At 42.4% G+C, this 14,722-nt stretch carries 17 protein-coding genes; all 17 read left to right on the top strand.

Annotation, left to right across the window (positions count from 1 at the left end):
- Nucleotides 1-17 precede the first annotated feature (17 nt).
- The 17 genes from QZ407_RS10255 (at nt 18) to QZ407_RS10175 (ending at nt 14,690) form a co-directional block, all read left to right on the top strand.
- Nucleotides 18-1,721, top strand: coding sequence for a tetratricopeptide repeat protein (locus QZ407_RS10255; protein ID WP_295770536.1), 1,704 nt, complete (start codon nt 18-20; stop codon nt 1,719-1,721).
- An 88-nt stretch (nt 1,722-1,809) separates the two neighbouring features.
- Nucleotides 1,810-2,181 (top strand): NADH-quinone oxidoreductase subunit A, encoded by a 372-nt coding sequence (locus QZ407_RS10250; protein WP_295770535.1) that lies wholly within the window; start codon nt 1,810-1,812, stop codon nt 2,179-2,181.
- Between the two features lie 239 nt (nt 2,182-2,420).
- Nucleotides 2,421-2,963 (top strand): NADH-quinone oxidoreductase subunit B, encoded by a 543-nt coding sequence (locus QZ407_RS10245; protein ID WP_157542763.1) that lies wholly within the window; start codon nt 2,421-2,423, stop codon nt 2,961-2,963.
- Nucleotides 2,963-3,466, top strand: a complete 504-nt coding sequence (locus tag QZ407_RS10240; protein WP_295770530.1) for an NADH-quinone oxidoreductase subunit C — start codon at nt 2,963-2,965, stop codon at nt 3,464-3,466. Before QZ407_RS10245 ends, QZ407_RS10240 begins: the two co-directional genes overlap by 1 nt.
- A gap of 3 nt (nt 3,467-3,469) precedes the next feature.
- Entirely contained in the window at nt 3,470-4,696 is a 1,227-nt protein-coding gene (locus tag QZ407_RS10235) for an NADH-quinone oxidoreductase subunit D (protein WP_295770528.1), read from the top strand.
- Nucleotides 4,689-5,213 (top strand): NAD(P)H-dependent oxidoreductase subunit E, encoded by a 525-nt coding sequence (locus QZ407_RS10230; protein WP_295770526.1) that lies wholly within the window; start codon nt 4,689-4,691, stop codon nt 5,211-5,213. Before QZ407_RS10235 ends, QZ407_RS10230 begins: the two co-directional genes overlap by 8 nt.
- 3 nt (nt 5,214-5,216) lie before the next feature.
- The gene (locus QZ407_RS10225; protein ID WP_295770524.1) at nt 5,217-5,555 is read left to right on the top strand and encodes a hypothetical protein; all 339 of its coding nucleotides are present in this window, start codon (nt 5,217-5,219) and stop codon (nt 5,553-5,555) included.
- A 3-nt stretch (nt 5,556-5,558) separates the two neighbouring features.
- The gene (nuoF, locus tag QZ407_RS10220; RefSeq protein ID WP_295770522.1) at nt 5,559-6,920 is read left to right on the top strand and encodes an NADH-quinone oxidoreductase subunit NuoF; all 1,362 of its coding nucleotides are present in this window, start codon (nt 5,559-5,561) and stop codon (nt 6,918-6,920) included.
- A 71-nt stretch (nt 6,921-6,991) separates the two neighbouring features.
- Entirely contained in the window at nt 6,992-7,300 is a 309-nt protein-coding gene (locus tag QZ407_RS10215) for a hypothetical protein (RefSeq protein ID WP_295770520.1), read from the top strand.
- A 22-nt stretch (nt 7,301-7,322) separates the two neighbouring features.
- Complete coding sequence (locus tag QZ407_RS10210) at nt 7,323-7,724, top strand: gamma-glutamylcyclotransferase family protein (RefSeq protein ID WP_295770518.1); 402 nt, start codon at nt 7,323-7,325, stop codon at nt 7,722-7,724.
- The gene (locus QZ407_RS10205) at nt 7,708-8,706 is read left to right on the top strand and encodes a 2Fe-2S iron-sulfur cluster-binding protein (protein WP_295770516.1); all 999 of its coding nucleotides are present in this window, start codon (nt 7,708-7,710) and stop codon (nt 8,704-8,706) included. Before QZ407_RS10210 ends, QZ407_RS10205 begins: the two co-directional genes overlap by 17 nt.
- Entirely contained in the window at nt 8,706-9,746 is a 1,041-nt protein-coding gene (nuoH, locus tag QZ407_RS10200; protein WP_295770514.1) for an NADH-quinone oxidoreductase subunit NuoH, read from the top strand. The genes QZ407_RS10205 and nuoH overlap by 1 nt, the downstream gene beginning before the upstream one ends.
- 8 nt (nt 9,747-9,754) lie before the next feature.
- Entirely contained in the window at nt 9,755-10,252 is a 498-nt protein-coding gene (locus QZ407_RS10195; protein ID WP_295770511.1) for an NADH-quinone oxidoreductase subunit I, read from the top strand.
- A 65-nt stretch (nt 10,253-10,317) separates the two neighbouring features.
- Entirely contained in the window at nt 10,318-10,827 is a 510-nt protein-coding gene (locus QZ407_RS10190) for an NADH-quinone oxidoreductase subunit J (protein WP_295770508.1), read from the top strand.
- Complete coding sequence (gene nuoK / locus QZ407_RS10185) at nt 10,827-11,156, top strand: NADH-quinone oxidoreductase subunit NuoK (protein WP_295770506.1); 330 nt, start codon at nt 10,827-10,829, stop codon at nt 11,154-11,156. The genes QZ407_RS10190 and nuoK overlap by 1 nt, the downstream gene beginning before the upstream one ends.
- Nucleotides 11,157-11,282: 126 nt before the next feature.
- Nucleotides 11,283-13,187, top strand: coding sequence for an NADH-quinone oxidoreductase subunit L (gene nuoL, locus QZ407_RS10180; RefSeq protein WP_295770503.1), 1,905 nt, complete (start codon nt 11,283-11,285; stop codon nt 13,185-13,187).
- 24 nt (nt 13,188-13,211) lie between these two features.
- Entirely contained in the window at nt 13,212-14,690 is a 1,479-nt protein-coding gene (locus QZ407_RS10175; protein ID WP_295770501.1) for an NADH-quinone oxidoreductase subunit M, read from the top strand.
- Nucleotides 14,691-14,722: the final 32 nt, after the last annotated feature.

Below are 14,722 nucleotides of genomic sequence, written 5' to 3'. Positions count from 1 at the left end.
AAACTATAAAAAAAGCCATGAAGAATATGATTAGTAAAGCGGCAGTAGCTGCAACAGGGCTGGTATTTATAGGTTCAACTGTTTTTGCGCAGAGTCTTGCCGACGCCAAGAAAGCCATTGACGCCGAACAATACCAGAAAGCTAAGTCGATGTTGAAAAATTTAACAGCGACTCAGGCTAATAAAGATGAAAACTTCTTTTACCTGGGCTGGGTTTACCTCGAACAGGATTATGTTGATTCGGCCAAAGCCGTTTTTACTAAAGGTATAGCTGCTAATCCTAAATCAGCTTTAAATTATGCAGGTTTAGGCGCGGTTGCGCGTTTAAGTAAAGATCAGGCTGGCGCACAGTCAAACTTCAACCAGGCAATTACACTTGCAGGTAAAGAAACCAAGCCGTTTCAATATGTTGGTGAAGCTTATTTGCTAGGTGAGCCTGATGGCAACGCTGCTATTGCAGTTTTGCAAAAGGGTCTTGCTGTAAGTGCAAAAGATCCTGAATTGTATATTGCTTTAGGTGACGCATATCGTACTCAATTAAAAAATACTGATGCGGTAAAAGCTTATGAAGATGCATTGAAAATTAACCCTAAAGCCGCAGCTGCAAAAGTTGCAACCGGTGTGGTATGGCGCCAGGCTAACAATTGGGATGCATCTGAAGAAGAATTTAAAGCTGCTTTAGCAATTGATCCGAATTTTGGTCCTGCTTACCGTGAGTGGGCTGAAACTGATATTCGTTGGGCACAAAAAGTTCCTGCTCAGGCATCAGCCAAAGTAAATGAAGCGGTTGAGAAGTACAGCAAGTTTTTAAGCTTAACTGATAACTCTGTAGAATCTCGTCTTCGTTATGCCGACTTTTTATACCAGGCTGGTAAGTTTAAAGAACTTCAAACCGAAGCTACAGCTTTAAGCCAAATGCCTAATGCAAACGCACGTGCATACCGTTACTTAGCTTATTCAGCTTTTGAAAACGGTGATGCAGCTACAGCTCAGAGTGCTATGAATTCATGGATGAGCAAGGCGGATCCTAAGCGTATCATTCCTTATGACTACTACTACCAAGGTCGTATTCAATTAAAAGCAAAAGATACTACTGCAGCTTTGCAGACTTTGGAGAAAACTGTAAAGTTGGATACAACTCAGGGTGATTTATATGCTGATATTGCAAAAATATATTATGCAAAACGTCAATATGAAAAAGCCGGTGATGCTTACAGACAGTATGTATCTAAATCTAGAAAAGCAACTTTGAATGATTATTTTTCAGAAGGGTTTAGCTATTACTTTGCTTACGGCGATCAGCTTGCAAGCAAAGCTACTCCAAAACCTGTTGCTGATACCATGTTGTTAGCTAAAGCCGACTCTGCTTTTGCTTACATTCAATCAAAAGTGCCAACGCCAAACACTACAGTTACGCTTTACCGTGCACGTTTGTATGATTTAAAAGAGAAAGACCGTAACAACATCCAAGGCTTTGCTAAACCTTACTATGAAAAGTTAATTGAGGTTACAAAAGCAAAAGAAACAGTTGCAGAAGCTGATAAAAAGAATCTTGCTGAAGCATATGCTTACTTAGGTGCATTTGCTGAATATAAAGAAAAGGATATGGCCAAGGCTACAGAAAATTACACTAAAGCTCGCGAGAATGATCCAAACAATGCGCAAGCTTCAAATTTCTTCAACAGGAAAAATAAGCCGGCAGCAAAAGGTAAAGGCAAATAATTAATGCTTTTATAAATTATATTATTAAAAGGTGCAGTTTAAACTGCACCTTTTTTGTTATTATAAAACCCACTACTATATTTGCTACATGGAAGCACAAAGTTTACCGGTTAATTATTTGCCCATCATTATTCAAATGCTGGTGGCTATTGGATTTGTTGTAACAACCATGCTGGCCACCCACAAACTAGGGCCAAAACGTGTCACCGCCGATAAGCTTACTCCGTTTGAATCGGGTATTGAGGTAGTGGGTAATGCCCGCACACCGGTATCAATCAAGTACTTCCTGGTAGCCATCTTGTTTGTTTTGTTTGATGTGGAGGTTATCTTTATGTATCCATGGGCGGTAAATTTTAAAGCAATGGGCACCGATGGTTTAATAGAGATGTTTATCTTTATGGCAACCCTTCTTTTAGGCTTTATTTACGTGTTAAAAAAGGGAGCGTTGGACTGGAACTAATTAGAAAGGTATTAGTATTATCAATATGATAAATAAACACCCGATAGGTTATTAAATCTATCGGGTGTTTTGTGTTTTAATGCTTGATTTTCAATAAAAGCTTAATGTATAACCCACATAATCAGCCTGTTTAGACTGTTTCTAAATACGATGTTGTACATATTACACTATACCAAAATACGTTTATAATAATAAATTTGTAGGCATCCGTTTAGGCGGAATTTTAGCAATTATAACCAATGAGTGATGTACAGATAGTTAATGCCCCTCCGGGTGTTGAAGGTTCGGGATTTTTCGCTACATCGTTAGATAAGGCCATAGGTTTGGCACGTTCACATTCTTTGTGGCCGTTGCCTTTTGCTACATCATGCTGTGGTATTGAGTTTATGGCTACCATGGGCTCGCATTACGATTTGTCGCGCTTTGGTGCCGAGCGTTTAAGCTTTTCACCTCGCCAGGCCGATTTGCTCATGGTAATGGGTACAATATCTAAAAAGATGGCTCCGGTTTTGCGCCAGGTTTACCTGCAAATGGCCGAGCCTCGTTGGGTAATGGCTGTTGGTGCCTGTGCATCAAGCGGTGGTATATTTGATACTTACTCGGTGTTGCAGGGAATAGATGAGGTTATTCCGGTTGACGTTTATGTACCGGGTTGCCCGCCGCGCCCCGAAGCTATTATTGATGGTTTTATGAATATTCAAAAACTGGTACAAACCGAGTCGTTGCGCCGCCGCGATACACCGGAGTATCAGCAATTACTAGCTAAATACGGAATCCAGTAATGGGTGAATTAAATAACGATATACTGCTTGAAAACCTAACCGGCAAATTTGGCGAATTAGTAAAGCCTGTTGTTGAAGATTACGGCATGTTAACGGTTGAAACCAACCGCGATACCATTATAGACTTGTTGCGCTACATCAAAACTGATGCGGCCCTGCAGTTTATATATCTTACCGATATTACTGCTATTCAATATCCCGAGCAGGAGAACCCAATTGGAGTTATATACCACGTACACAGTTTGGTGCATAACGTGCGCATACGCGTAAAAGTGTTTTTACCGGCGGGTGATGAGCGTATACCATCAGCTACTGAACTTTGGAATGGTGCTAACTGGATGGAGCGTGAAACGTACGACTTTTTTGGGGTGAACTTTGAAGGCCATCCTAACCTGGTTCGTATACTGAATGTGGACGATATGACCGTGTTCCCAATGCGTAAAGAATATCCACTGGAAGATCCGAACCGTGTAGATAAAAAAGATTTTTATTTTGGAAGATAACCTATGCAGAATTTTCCTTCGTTAAATACTAATAGTAATACAGATACCAACCTGCAAAGCGAGTTATCTACCCTTAACCTGGGGCCAACGCATCCGGCTACGCATGGCGTATTCCAAAATGTATTGCAAATGGATGGTGAGCGCATTGTAAGCGGGGTATCAACCATAGGTTATATCCACCGTGCGTTTGAGAAAATTGCCGAGCATCGCCCGTTTTATCAAATTACTCCCTTAACCGACCGTTTAAACTACTGTTCAGCCCCTATTAATAACATGGGCTGGCATATGACGGTTGAGAAGCTGTTGAAGATACAAACACCTAAGCGTGTGGATTATCTGCGCGTAATCATCATGGAGCTCTCACGTATTGCCGACCACATTATTTGTAATGGTGTGTTAGGTGTTGATACCGGCGCATTTACAGGCTTCCTATACATGATGGAATACCGCGAGGCCATTTACGAAATTTACGAAGAGGTTTGCGGGTCGCGCTTAACAACCAACGTAGGCCGTATAGGTGGATTTGAGCGTAATTTCAATGATATTGCTTTTGCCAAAATCAAAAAGTTTCTGGTAGATTTTCCTAAGGTTTTAAACGAGTTTGAATCCCTGTTTAATCGTAACCGTATATTTATTGATCGTACCAAAGGCGTAGCCCCGGTAACTGCCGAAACTGCATTAGATTACAGCTGGAGCGGCCCTATATTGCGTGCCACCGGTGTTGACTACGACGTACGCGCCATGAATCCGTATTGCTCATACGAGGACTTTGATTTTGAAGTTCCGGTGGGTACAACGGGCGATGTGTACGACCGCTTTTTGGTGCGTAACGAAGAAATGAAACAAAGCATGCGCATGATACAGCAGGCTTTGGATAAGATAGAAAAAGAAGATCCAACCATTTTCCACGCCGATGTGCCTGAGTTTTACCTGCCTCCAAAAGAGGAAGTGTACAACAACATGGAAGCCCTTATTTATCACTTTAAAATTGTGATGGGTGAGATTGAAACACCGGTAGGGGAGGTTTACCATTCGGTTGAAGGAACCAACGGCGAGTTGGGTTTTTACCTGGTAAACGATGGTGGACGTAGCCCGTACCGTTTGCATTTCCGCAGGCCAAGCTTTATCAATTACAGTATGTATGCCGATATGAGCCGTGGTATGTTGCTTTCGGATGCCATTATTAACATGAGTAGCTTAAACGTTATAGCTGGAGAGTTAGATGCTTAAAGTAGAAGATACCCAAACACCGGTCGAATTTTCGGCTGCATTGCTTGAGCAGTTTGCTGATTTTGTAAGCCGTTACCCCGAAGGGAAGCAAAAATCGGCCTTATTACCTATGCTACACGCCGTACAAGCCGAGCATGGCTGGTTAAGCTCAAAGGCAATGGATAAAGTTGCCGAGTATTTAAAAATTGAGCCTATTGAAGTTTACGAGGTGGCAACCTTTTATACCATGTACTTTTTACGCCCTCAGGGCAAGTATGTGTTAGAGGTTTGCCGCACAGGCCCTTGCTGTTTGGTAGGTGCCGAAAAAATAATGGACCACATTGAGCAAACTTTAGGCGTTAAGGAAGGCGAAGTTACTGCTGATGGCCTGTTTAGTTGGCGCGGTGTGGAATGCCTTGCTGCCTGTGGCTTCGGTCCGGTACTGCAAATTGGCCCCGAATATACTTTTTACGAAAATTTAACGCCTGAGTCGGTTGACCAGTTAATTAGTGATTTAACAGCAAAGGCAAATAACTAATAGATGGCTTCGCAAAAGGATAAAGACTATCATATTTTAAGAAACCCAGAATTGTATGAGGGGTTTAACGATACGTCTGAATTTCGAGAGCGTAAGACTAAAGAAAATGCTGACGCAAGTAAGAGGTACTATAAATTACATGCTAAATACGGGACCAAATCGATGGTATTCGATAAACGTAGAAGAAACTCTACCCGGAAAAGCAATCAGAAAAATAAACAGATGATGCACCAAATAGATAGAGCAAGGGGCAAGCGAGATGTTAGGAGTCATCTGATTAATGAAGAACATTCAATTCGAACCGAGCCTGTAGTAGGTAAGGGTTATGTATTTTTGAATTAGAACATGGGACGCAAATTATTACTTGAACATATAAACGTACCCGGCATCAATACCCTGGAGGTTTACCGCCAAAAAGGTGGTTATGCTGCCATGGAAAAAGCCTTGAAGACCTTAACACCCGATGAAGTGGTGGAAGAGGTTAAAAAATCGGGTTTGCGTGGCCGTGGTGGTGCAGGTTTCCCAACGGGTATGAAGTGGAGCTTTTTGGCTAAGCCCGAAGGTGTGCCCCGTTACCTGGTTTGCAATGCCGATGAGTCGGAACCCGGAACGTTTAAAGACCGTTATTTAATGACACACATCCCTCACCTGTTAATTGAGGGAATGATTATAGCCAGCTTTGCACTGGGCGCTAAAACCTCGTACATATACGTACGCGGCGAAATGATGCCCCAAATCCGCATCCTGGAAAGGGCCATAGCTGAAGCTAAAAATGCCGGATTTTTAGGTAAAAACATTTTAGGCACCGGTTACGATCTGGAGTTGTACGTACAACCTGGAGGCGGCGCATATATCTGCGGGGAAGAGACCGCATTGATAGAATCATTGGAAGGCAAACGTGGTAATCCACGTATTAAACCACCATTCCCGGCTATTGCGGGTTTATATGGCTGCCCAACGGTGGTAAACAATGTAGAATCTATTGCGGCTACTGTGCCTATCATTCGTGATGGTGGCGATGAGTATGCTAAAATTGGTGTTGGCAGAAGTACAGGTACAAAGCTGATCTCGGCAGGAGGTAACTTGGCTAAACCTGGTGTTTACGAAGTTGAGTTAGGTGTTCCGGTTGAAGAATTTATTTACTCAGATGAATACTGTGGTGGTATAGCCAATGGCAAACGCTTAAAGGCTGTAGTTGCCGGTGGTTCATCGGTGCCAATTTTACCGGCTAACCTCATCCTCAAAACCATTGAGGGTAATGCCCGTGTAATGAGTTACGAAGGCCTGTCAGAAGGTGGTTTTGTAAGTGGTACCATGATGGGATCGGGCGGTTTTATTGCTTTTGACGAAGATCAGTGTATTGTGCGCAATACCTGGAACTTTACCCGCTTTTATCACCACGAAAGCTGCGGACAATGTTCGCCTTGCCGTGAGGGTACCGGTTGGATGGAAAAAGTGCTGCACCGCTTAGAGATGGGGCATGGTAAAATGAGCGATATGGACCTGTTGGTTGATGTATCGAAAAAGATAGAAGGTAATACTATTTGTCCGTTGGGAGATGCGGCAGCATGGCCTGTGGCTAGTGCTATACGTCACTTCCGCGATGAGTTTGAGTGGCACGTAACAAACGGAGCCGAGGCGGTAAGCCGAAACTATGGTTTGGCACATTACGCCGATCCGTTACCAAAGCCCGAGGCTGCGGTTTAACAAGAGGCAATATTTCTGATATGCAATAAGTTATTATATTTATAACATTTTACTAAGCTTATTGAAAAAACATGGCAGAAATACATCCGGTTGTTATAAAGTTTGATTATAAAGTAGAAGATTTTGACTACTTAGATGATTTGCAGGATCAAATAGAAAATGCAGTTAATTATCATAACGTAGGAGAGTACGATACTTATGAACTTGATGAGGAAAACAACAGAGCGCTGTTTTATTTAACGGCTGCTAACCCTGAAGTTTTGTTCAAGAATATTGCTCCTGTTTTGCAGGAGTCGCCCATATTGAAAGGCGCGAAAATTGATATAGAAATGGGTACCGCCGCTGATGGAACCCCCGTTATAAAAGAGTACCAGTTATAGCAGCTGGTTAACAAGGTTTTATATGGAATACATATTTGTATATGGCACCTTGTTAAAAACTTTTGAGGCCGGGGTAATGCGCAGCGTGCATGAGTATCTTCATTTTGAAGGGAATGGCTCTATTTTGGGCCAATTGTACGATTTAGGTCAATACCCTGGCCTTGTTGAAGTTGCCAGTGCAACTGATACTATTACAGGCGAGGTATACCGCATAAACAATGCGCAAGCGGTGTTTGCGGTACTTGATGAGTACGAAGGTGACGAGTATAACCGCGTTTTAAAAACGGTGAAGCTTGATAACCAAAGTGAGATAAATTGTTGGGTGTATGTTTTTATAAAAGAACTGCGTCCATCACATATAAAGATTATAAACGGCGATTACCTCGCTTATATTAGAGATAAGGTTAATGAAAGTAACTATTGACGGAATTAGCATTGATGTTGAACCCGGCACATCCATTCTGAATGCTGCAAGGCAGATAGGAGGCGATATTGTTCCGCCGGCTATGTGCTATTACTCTAAGCTGGAAGGTAGCGGTGGTAAATGCCGTACCTGTTTAGTTAAGGTAACAAAAGGTTCTGAAAAAGATCCACGCCCTATGCCTAAGCTGGTAGCATCATGCCGTACCGGTGTTATGGATGGTATGGAGGTGCAAAACATTACCTCGCCAGAGGTTATTGAAGCTCGTAAAGGCATCGTAGAGATGCTCCTGATTAATCATCCGCTTGATTGCCCCGTTTGTGACCAGGCCGGCGAATGCCACCTGCAAGATTTAGGTTACGAACATGGTGCCGCCAAAACCCGCTACGAGTTCGACCGCCGTACTTTTGAGAAAATAGACATTGGCGATAAGATTCAGCTGCATATGACCCGTTGTATTTTATGCTACCGTTGCGTTTTTACCGCCGATCAAATTACCGAGCAGCGCGTACACGGTGTATTAAACCGTGGTGACCATGCCGAAATTTCTACTTACATACAAAAAGCAGTTGATAACGACTTTTCAGGTAACGTGATAGACGTATGCCCTGTAGGTGCGTTAACCGATAAAACTTTCCGCTTTAAAAACCGCGTATGGTTTACCAAACCGGTAGAAGCACATCGCGATTGCGACCACGAAAAATGCAGTGGCAAAGTAACGCTTTGGTATAAGGGCGAAGACGTAATACGCGTTACTGCCCGTAAAGATCAGTACGGTGAGGTAGAGGAATTTATTTGCAATACCTGCCGTTTTGATAAAAAGAAAACTGCCGATTGGGTTATCGAGGGGCCGCGCAAGGTGTCAAACCAATCGGTTATCAGCGCTAACCATTACGATACGCTAAGGCCACTGCCTGTAGTTAAAACCAACCCGGTTTTACTCGAAGCCAATAAAGAACAATTTGAACGGGAGACCAGATTATAATGGAGATTGCTGACTTAATCATAAAATTGGTGCTTGTGGTAGTAATTTTTGCCATAAGCCTTGTTGTAGCCATGTACTCTACTTATGCCGAGCGCAAGGTTGCGGCTTTTTTACAAGATAGGGTAGGCCCTAACCGTGCCGGTCCGTTTGGTATTTTACAACCCATGGCCGATGGTGCTAAAATGTTCATGAAAGAGGAAATTATCCCTACCCGTGCAAGCGGTTTTCTGTTCATTGTTGGTCCTTCTCTGGCTATCATGACAGCCTGTATAGGTTCGGCGGTTATTCCGTGGGGCCCTCAAATGGAAGTTGCCGGCAGGGTAATTGATTTACAGGTTACCGATATTAATGTGGGTATATTATACATTTTTGGCGTAGTATCGTTGGGTGTATATGGTATTATGATTGGTGGCTGGGCATCTAACAACAAATACTCTTTACTGGGTGCTATTCGCGCAGCATCTCAAAACATTAGCTACGAAATTTCGATGGGTTTATCCATCATTGCCCTTCTGATGCTAACCGGTACTTTAAGTTTGAAAGAAATTGCCGAGCAGCAACATGGCTGGCATTGGAATGTACTTACACAACCGCTTGGCTTTTTAATATTTATGGTGTGCGCCTTTGCCGAAACCAACCGGAGCCCGTTCGATTTGCCTGAGTGTGAAACCGAGCTCGTAGGTGGTTATCATACCGAATATTCGTCCATGAAGCTGGGCTTTTACCTGTTTGCCGAGTATATTAATATGTTCGTATCATCGGCGGTTATGGCTACCCTGTACTGGGGCGGTTATAATTACCCGGGTATGGATTGGGTGGCGGCACATGCAGGCCCTACCATTGCACCTATAATTGGAGTAGTAGTACTGTTTGCCAAAATATTTGCCTTCATCTTCTTTTTCATGTGGGTACGTTGGACTATCCCGCGTTTCCGTTATGATCAGCTGATGCACTTGGGTTGGAAAACTTTGATACCGCTGGCTATTGCTAACATCGTATTAACCGGTATTATATCTACATTAATTGACAAGTTTGCTTAACCTCATATATGGAACCATTAAGTAAAAAGCGAAAAGTATTAGAAGTTAAGCCCCTCAATTTTTGGGAGCGTGCTTACCTGCCTGCTATTGCTCAGGGTTTGAGCATAACCATGAAGCACTTTTTTAAGAAGGATGTAACCATTCGTTATCCTGAACAAAAAAGAGAGTTTTCGGAAAATTTCCGTGGTATGCACTCATTAAAGCGCGATGAAAACGGTAAGGAACGTTGTACTGCCTGCGGCTTGTGCGCATTATCGTGTCCTGCCGAAGCTATTACCATGACTGCCGGTGAACGCCAAAAAGGTGAAGAGCACTTGTACCGTGAGGAAAAGTATGCGGCTGTATACGAGATAAACATGTTACGTTGCATTTTTTGCGGCCTGTGCGAAGAAGCCTGCCCTAAAGAGGCCATTTACCTTGACGGCGACATTGTACCAACCGATTTTTTACGTAAAGACTTTATATACGGCAAAGACAAATTAGTTGAGCCGCCTTTAAACCAATAAAAAAAGAATGATACCTTTACCGGCAACCAATTAACCGGTAAAGGTATTTTTCTGTATCTCGAGCTATGAGTGTATTTTACTTTATCGCATTCTTGTCCATACTGTTTTCACTGCTGGTTATTTTTGCCAAAAACCCGGTGCATAGTGTGCTGTACCTCATTATTACATTTTTTACGTTCACCATTCATTACATTATTTTGAATGCCCAGTTTTTGGCCGTCGTAAACTTTATTGTTTACATGGGGGCTATACTGGTGCTTTTCCTGTTTGTACTCATGATGCTGAACCTGAATAAAGATGCCGAGCCTACTAAAAGCATTTATGTAAAACTCGCCGGTATAATAGGCGGTGGTGTATTACTGGTAACGCTGGTAGGAGCCATCAAACTAACCGCAAAGTCAAACCCGGTGGTGTTGCAAGATGTAAATTTGGGTTCGGTACAAAACCTGGGTAGGGTATTGTTTAATGAATTCTTACTTCCGTTCGAGGTATCGTCAATCCTGTTGTTATCGGCCATGGTGGGCGCTGTGTTGCTGGCCACTAAAGAAGGTAAACCTAAAGCTACTACTGTATAATGGAAAGTTTTTTTGAAGCTGTAAAAGTTGTTCCGCTTAACCATTATATACTGTTAAGCGCAATCATATTTTCAATAGGTGTTATTGGAGTACTAATACGCCGTAACGCTATTGTGGTATTTATGTCGGTTGAGTTGATGCTGAATGCCGTTAACCTGTTGCTTACCGTATTTTCGGTGTACGGCAACGATCCTAACGGGCAAGTGTTTGTATTCTTTATTATGGCGCTTGCCGCTGCAGAGATTGCAATAGGTTTGGCCATTATTGTGATGATACACCGCAATACAAACTCTATTGACGTAGATATATTGAACAGATTGAAATGGTAGTTCATCTCTGAGGCCAGAGAAGGGATGTGTGAGGTGAGATTGGCTTTCAGATTTTTAAAATAAAATATTGTAAAGAGACTGGATCAGGATTCGGATAACCGGGCTCATACTTCAATAACTAATAACATGGATAAATATCTCTGGCTTATTCCGCTGCTGCCCCTGGCAGGATTCGTAATTAACGGATTGGGCCGCAATACCTTACCTAAAAGCATCATTGGCGGTTTAGCCAGTTTGATGGTTTTGTTATCATTTGCTTTAAGTGTTGGTGCTTTTTTACAGGTTAAATCAACCGGCGCACCTATCAACGTAACCCTGTTTGATTGGGTAAAGGTTGGCGATCTGCATATTCCGTTTGGGTTCCTGATCGATCAGTTGAGCGCTATTATGCTGCTCATCATTACCGGTATAGGTTTTCTTATTCATTTATACTCTATAGGCTATATGAGTCATGATGAGGGCTTTGGTAAGTTTTTCGCTTATCTCAACCTGTTCGTGTTCTTTATGTTGCTGCTGGTACTTGGTTCAAACTATGTAATTATGTTTATAGGTTGGGAGGGTGTCGGCTTATGCTCATACCTGCTCATAGGTTTTTGGTATGGCAATGCAACTTATGCTGATGCCGCTAAAAAAGCTTTTGTAATGAACCGCATTGGTGACCTTGGTTTCCTTATTGGGGTGTTTGTTATAATGAAAACTTTTGGCAGTATAGAGTATACCAAGGTGTTTGCCCATGCTGCAAACATGAAAAGCGGTGACGCCACCATCATGTTAATTACGTTGCTACTGTTTGTAGGCGCTACCGGTAAATCGGCCCAAATACCTTTATTTACCTGGCTGCCAGATGCAATGGCCGGTCCGACCCCGGTTTCGGCGTTAATACACGCGGCTACCATGGTTACCGCAGGTATATACATGATTGCCCGTTCAAACATCTTATTTACCCTTGCCCCGGTTACTCAGCATGTAATTGCTATTATTGGCGTGGCAACTATATTGTTGGCAGCAATTATTGCCCTAACGCAAACAGATATTAAAAAAGTGTTAGCCTATTCTACTGTGTCACAGTTAGGCTATATGTTTTTGGCATTAGGCGTAGGTGCTTATACTGGAGCATTCTTCCACGTGTTAACTCATGCATTTTTTAAAGCATTATTATTTTTAGGAGCCGGTTCGGTTATACATGCAGTAAGCGGTGAGCAGGACATGCGAAATATGGGTGGATTGAAAGGCAAATTACCGGTAACATTTATTACCATGTTAATTGGTACCATTGCCATTGCAGGTATTCCTCCGTTTGCAGGTTTCTTTTCTAAAGACGAAATACTGGCGCATACTTATATGCACAGCCCTATACTTTACATATTAGGTGTGTTGGGTGCCATGTTCACTTCATTCTATATGTTCCGTTTAATGTATTTAACCTTTTGGGGTAAGTTCCGCGGAACGCACGAGCAGGAACATCATTTGCACGAGTCGCCACCAAGCATGACCATTCCGTTAATTGTATTGGCGGTGCTGTCAACAGTTGGTGGCTTTATGGGTGTGCCCGAAGCATTAGGCGGTCATCATTGGTTAGAGCATTGGTTAGAGCCGGTAATGAGTAAATCATCAGCACTAACCGGTAAAATGTTTATTGCTCACAACACTGAATTTATGCTTATGGGCGTATCAGTTGGCGTGGCCGTATTGGCATTAATTTATGCTTATGTTAAATACGTTAAGCAGGCCGATATACCGGTAGCTGATACGGAAGAACGCCCTGCCTTGGTTAAGCTGTCGTACAATAAATTTTATATAGATGAAATTTATGATGCCATTGTTCGCCGCCCGCTTGATGCGCTTTCAGACTTTTTATTTAAGGTAGTAGATAAGTTAGGCATCGATGGATTGGTAAACGGCCTTGGCCAGGCACCTTGTGAGGCAGGAAGAGGGTTACGCCTATTACAAACCGGTAATGTGGGTTTCTACCTGTTTATGATGGTTATTGGCATAATTGGCGTGCTCGTATACAGTTTAATTAAGTTTTAAAACAAGCGTTTACTGCATATAAAAATGACGGTTAGTATCTTACTTCTTTTACCCTTACTGGCAGCCCTTGCGCTTCTTTTTATCAAAGGCGATGCTGTAAAAACCATAGCTCTTGCTTTTTCTTTAATTGAGCTTGCCTTGGGTGTTTACTTCATCACTCAATTTCAAACCAATATAAGCAGCCCGCAGTTTGTATTTGACGCTGCCTGGATGCCTAAGCTGGGCATATACTTTACAGCAGCTATAGATGGCATCAATATCATTCCTGTTATTCTTACCGTAGGTTTAGTGCCGCTTATTATAGGAACAACGTTTAAACGCGAGTATAAAAATGCTTCGGCATTTTATGCGCTTATTATGTTCATGCAGTTTGGCCTGATGCTGGTATTTACCGCGTTAGACGGCTTTATGTTTTATGTAGGTTGGGAAGCAGCGCTAATACCTATTTACTTTATATGTGGTATGTGGGGGGGCGAAAACCGTGTTAAGGTTACGCTTAAATTTTTCATCTATACATTTGCCGGTTCACTATTCATGCTGTTGGCATTAATTTATTTGTACCTGCAAACGCCCGAACATAGCTTTGATATTTATAAGTTCTATGCATTGCAATTAAATCCCACTCAGCAGGCATGGGTATTTGCAGCTTTCTTACTAGCATTTGCTATTAAGATGCCAATATTCCCATTGCACACCTGGCAGCCTGATACCTATACCGAGGCCCCTGCCGCCGGAACCATGTTATTGTCAGGTATCATGCTAAAGATGGGTATATATGGCGCCATTCGCTGGATGATTCCCATAGCGCCGGTAGGGTTTTACGAATGGCAAAATAATCCGCTATGGTTAGCCATTGCCGGTATTTTATATGCATCAATTATTGCTTTCAGGGTAAAAGATAGCAAGCGTTTAATAGCGTACTCATCCATTGCCCACGTTGGTTTGATAGCTGCAGGTTTATTAGCGTGGACTATCCAAGGCTTACAAGGCGCCATGATACAAATGCTTAACCACGGTTTAGAAGTAGTAGGTGTCTTTTTTGTGCTCGATATTATTGAGCGTCAATTAAAAACCCGCGATGTTGATCAGCTTGGTGGTATTGCTAAAGTAGCTCCTCAGCTTTCTATTGCCTTTCTTATTATCGTATTAGGGTCGGTTGGGTTACCCTTAACTAACGGATTCATTGGCGAATTTTTATTATTAAACGGTGTTTACCGTTACGATATGTGGATGGGCATTGTAGCCGGTTTAACCATTATACTGGGGGCTGTTTATATGCTTAGGGCTTACAAAAACATTATGCAGGGCCAAACCAATGCGCTTACAGCAACCTTTACTGATATTACTGCCGGTGAGAAGCTTATATTGGGTATAATTTGCGTACTAATTATAGTGATTGGTGTTTACCCGCAACCTGTGCTTCACCTTACAGAATCATCAGTTACGCAACTGATGAACGATGTTAACAGTAAGATAAGTGCAGCCTTATTGCATAAAAAATAAATCAGTACCTGCCAGCAGCTTGTAGCCGGTAA

The sequence above is a fragment of the uncultured Mucilaginibacter sp. genome (genome assembly GCF_913773635.1).
In the GTDB taxonomy this organism is placed as follows: Bacteria; Bacteroidota; Bacteroidia; order Sphingobacteriales; family Sphingobacteriaceae; genus Mucilaginibacter.
The sequence above is the reverse complement of the archived record's forward strand: the minus strand, read 5'-3'. Positions and strand labels throughout refer to the sequence as shown.

Excerpts from the sequence above, each read along its gene's own strand:
- QZ407_RS10255 (WP_295770536.1), top strand. The coding sequence starts at position 18 with ATGAAGAATATGATTAGTAAAGCGGCAGTAGCTGCAACAGGGCTGGTA.
- QZ407_RS10250 (WP_295770535.1), top strand. The coding sequence starts at position 1,810 with ATGGAAGCACAAAGTTTACCGGTTAATTATTTGCCCATCATTATTCAA.
- QZ407_RS10245 (WP_157542763.1), top strand. The coding sequence starts at position 2,421 with ATGAGTGATGTACAGATAGTTAATGCCCCTCCGGGTGTTGAAGGTTCG.
- QZ407_RS10240 (WP_295770530.1), top strand. The coding sequence starts at position 2,963 with ATGGGTGAATTAAATAACGATATACTGCTTGAAAACCTAACCGGCAAA.
- QZ407_RS10235 (WP_295770528.1), top strand. The coding sequence starts at position 3,470 with ATGCAGAATTTTCCTTCGTTAAATACTAATAGTAATACAGATACCAAC.
- QZ407_RS10230 (WP_295770526.1), top strand. The coding sequence starts at position 4,689 with ATGCTTAAAGTAGAAGATACCCAAACACCGGTCGAATTTTCGGCTGCA.
- QZ407_RS10225 (WP_295770524.1), top strand. The coding sequence starts at position 5,217 with ATGGCTTCGCAAAAGGATAAAGACTATCATATTTTAAGAAACCCAGAA.
- nuoF (WP_295770522.1), top strand. The coding sequence starts at position 5,559 with ATGGGACGCAAATTATTACTTGAACATATAAACGTACCCGGCATCAAT.
- QZ407_RS10215 (WP_295770520.1), top strand. The coding sequence starts at position 6,992 with ATGGCAGAAATACATCCGGTTGTTATAAAGTTTGATTATAAAGTAGAA.
- QZ407_RS10210 (WP_295770518.1), top strand. The coding sequence starts at position 7,323 with ATGGAATACATATTTGTATATGGCACCTTGTTAAAAACTTTTGAGGCC.
- QZ407_RS10205 (WP_295770516.1), top strand. The coding sequence starts at position 7,708 with ATGAAAGTAACTATTGACGGAATTAGCATTGATGTTGAACCCGGCACA.
- nuoH (WP_295770514.1), top strand. The coding sequence starts at position 8,706 with ATGGAGATTGCTGACTTAATCATAAAATTGGTGCTTGTGGTAGTAATT.
- QZ407_RS10195 (WP_295770511.1), top strand. The coding sequence starts at position 9,755 with ATGGAACCATTAAGTAAAAAGCGAAAAGTATTAGAAGTTAAGCCCCTC.
- QZ407_RS10190 (WP_295770508.1), top strand. The coding sequence starts at position 10,318 with ATGAGTGTATTTTACTTTATCGCATTCTTGTCCATACTGTTTTCACTG.
- nuoK (WP_295770506.1), top strand. The coding sequence starts at position 10,827 with ATGGAAAGTTTTTTTGAAGCTGTAAAAGTTGTTCCGCTTAACCATTAT.
- nuoL (WP_295770503.1), top strand. The coding sequence starts at position 11,283 with ATGGATAAATATCTCTGGCTTATTCCGCTGCTGCCCCTGGCAGGATTC.
- QZ407_RS10175 (WP_295770501.1), top strand. The coding sequence starts at position 13,212 with ATGACGGTTAGTATCTTACTTCTTTTACCCTTACTGGCAGCCCTTGCG.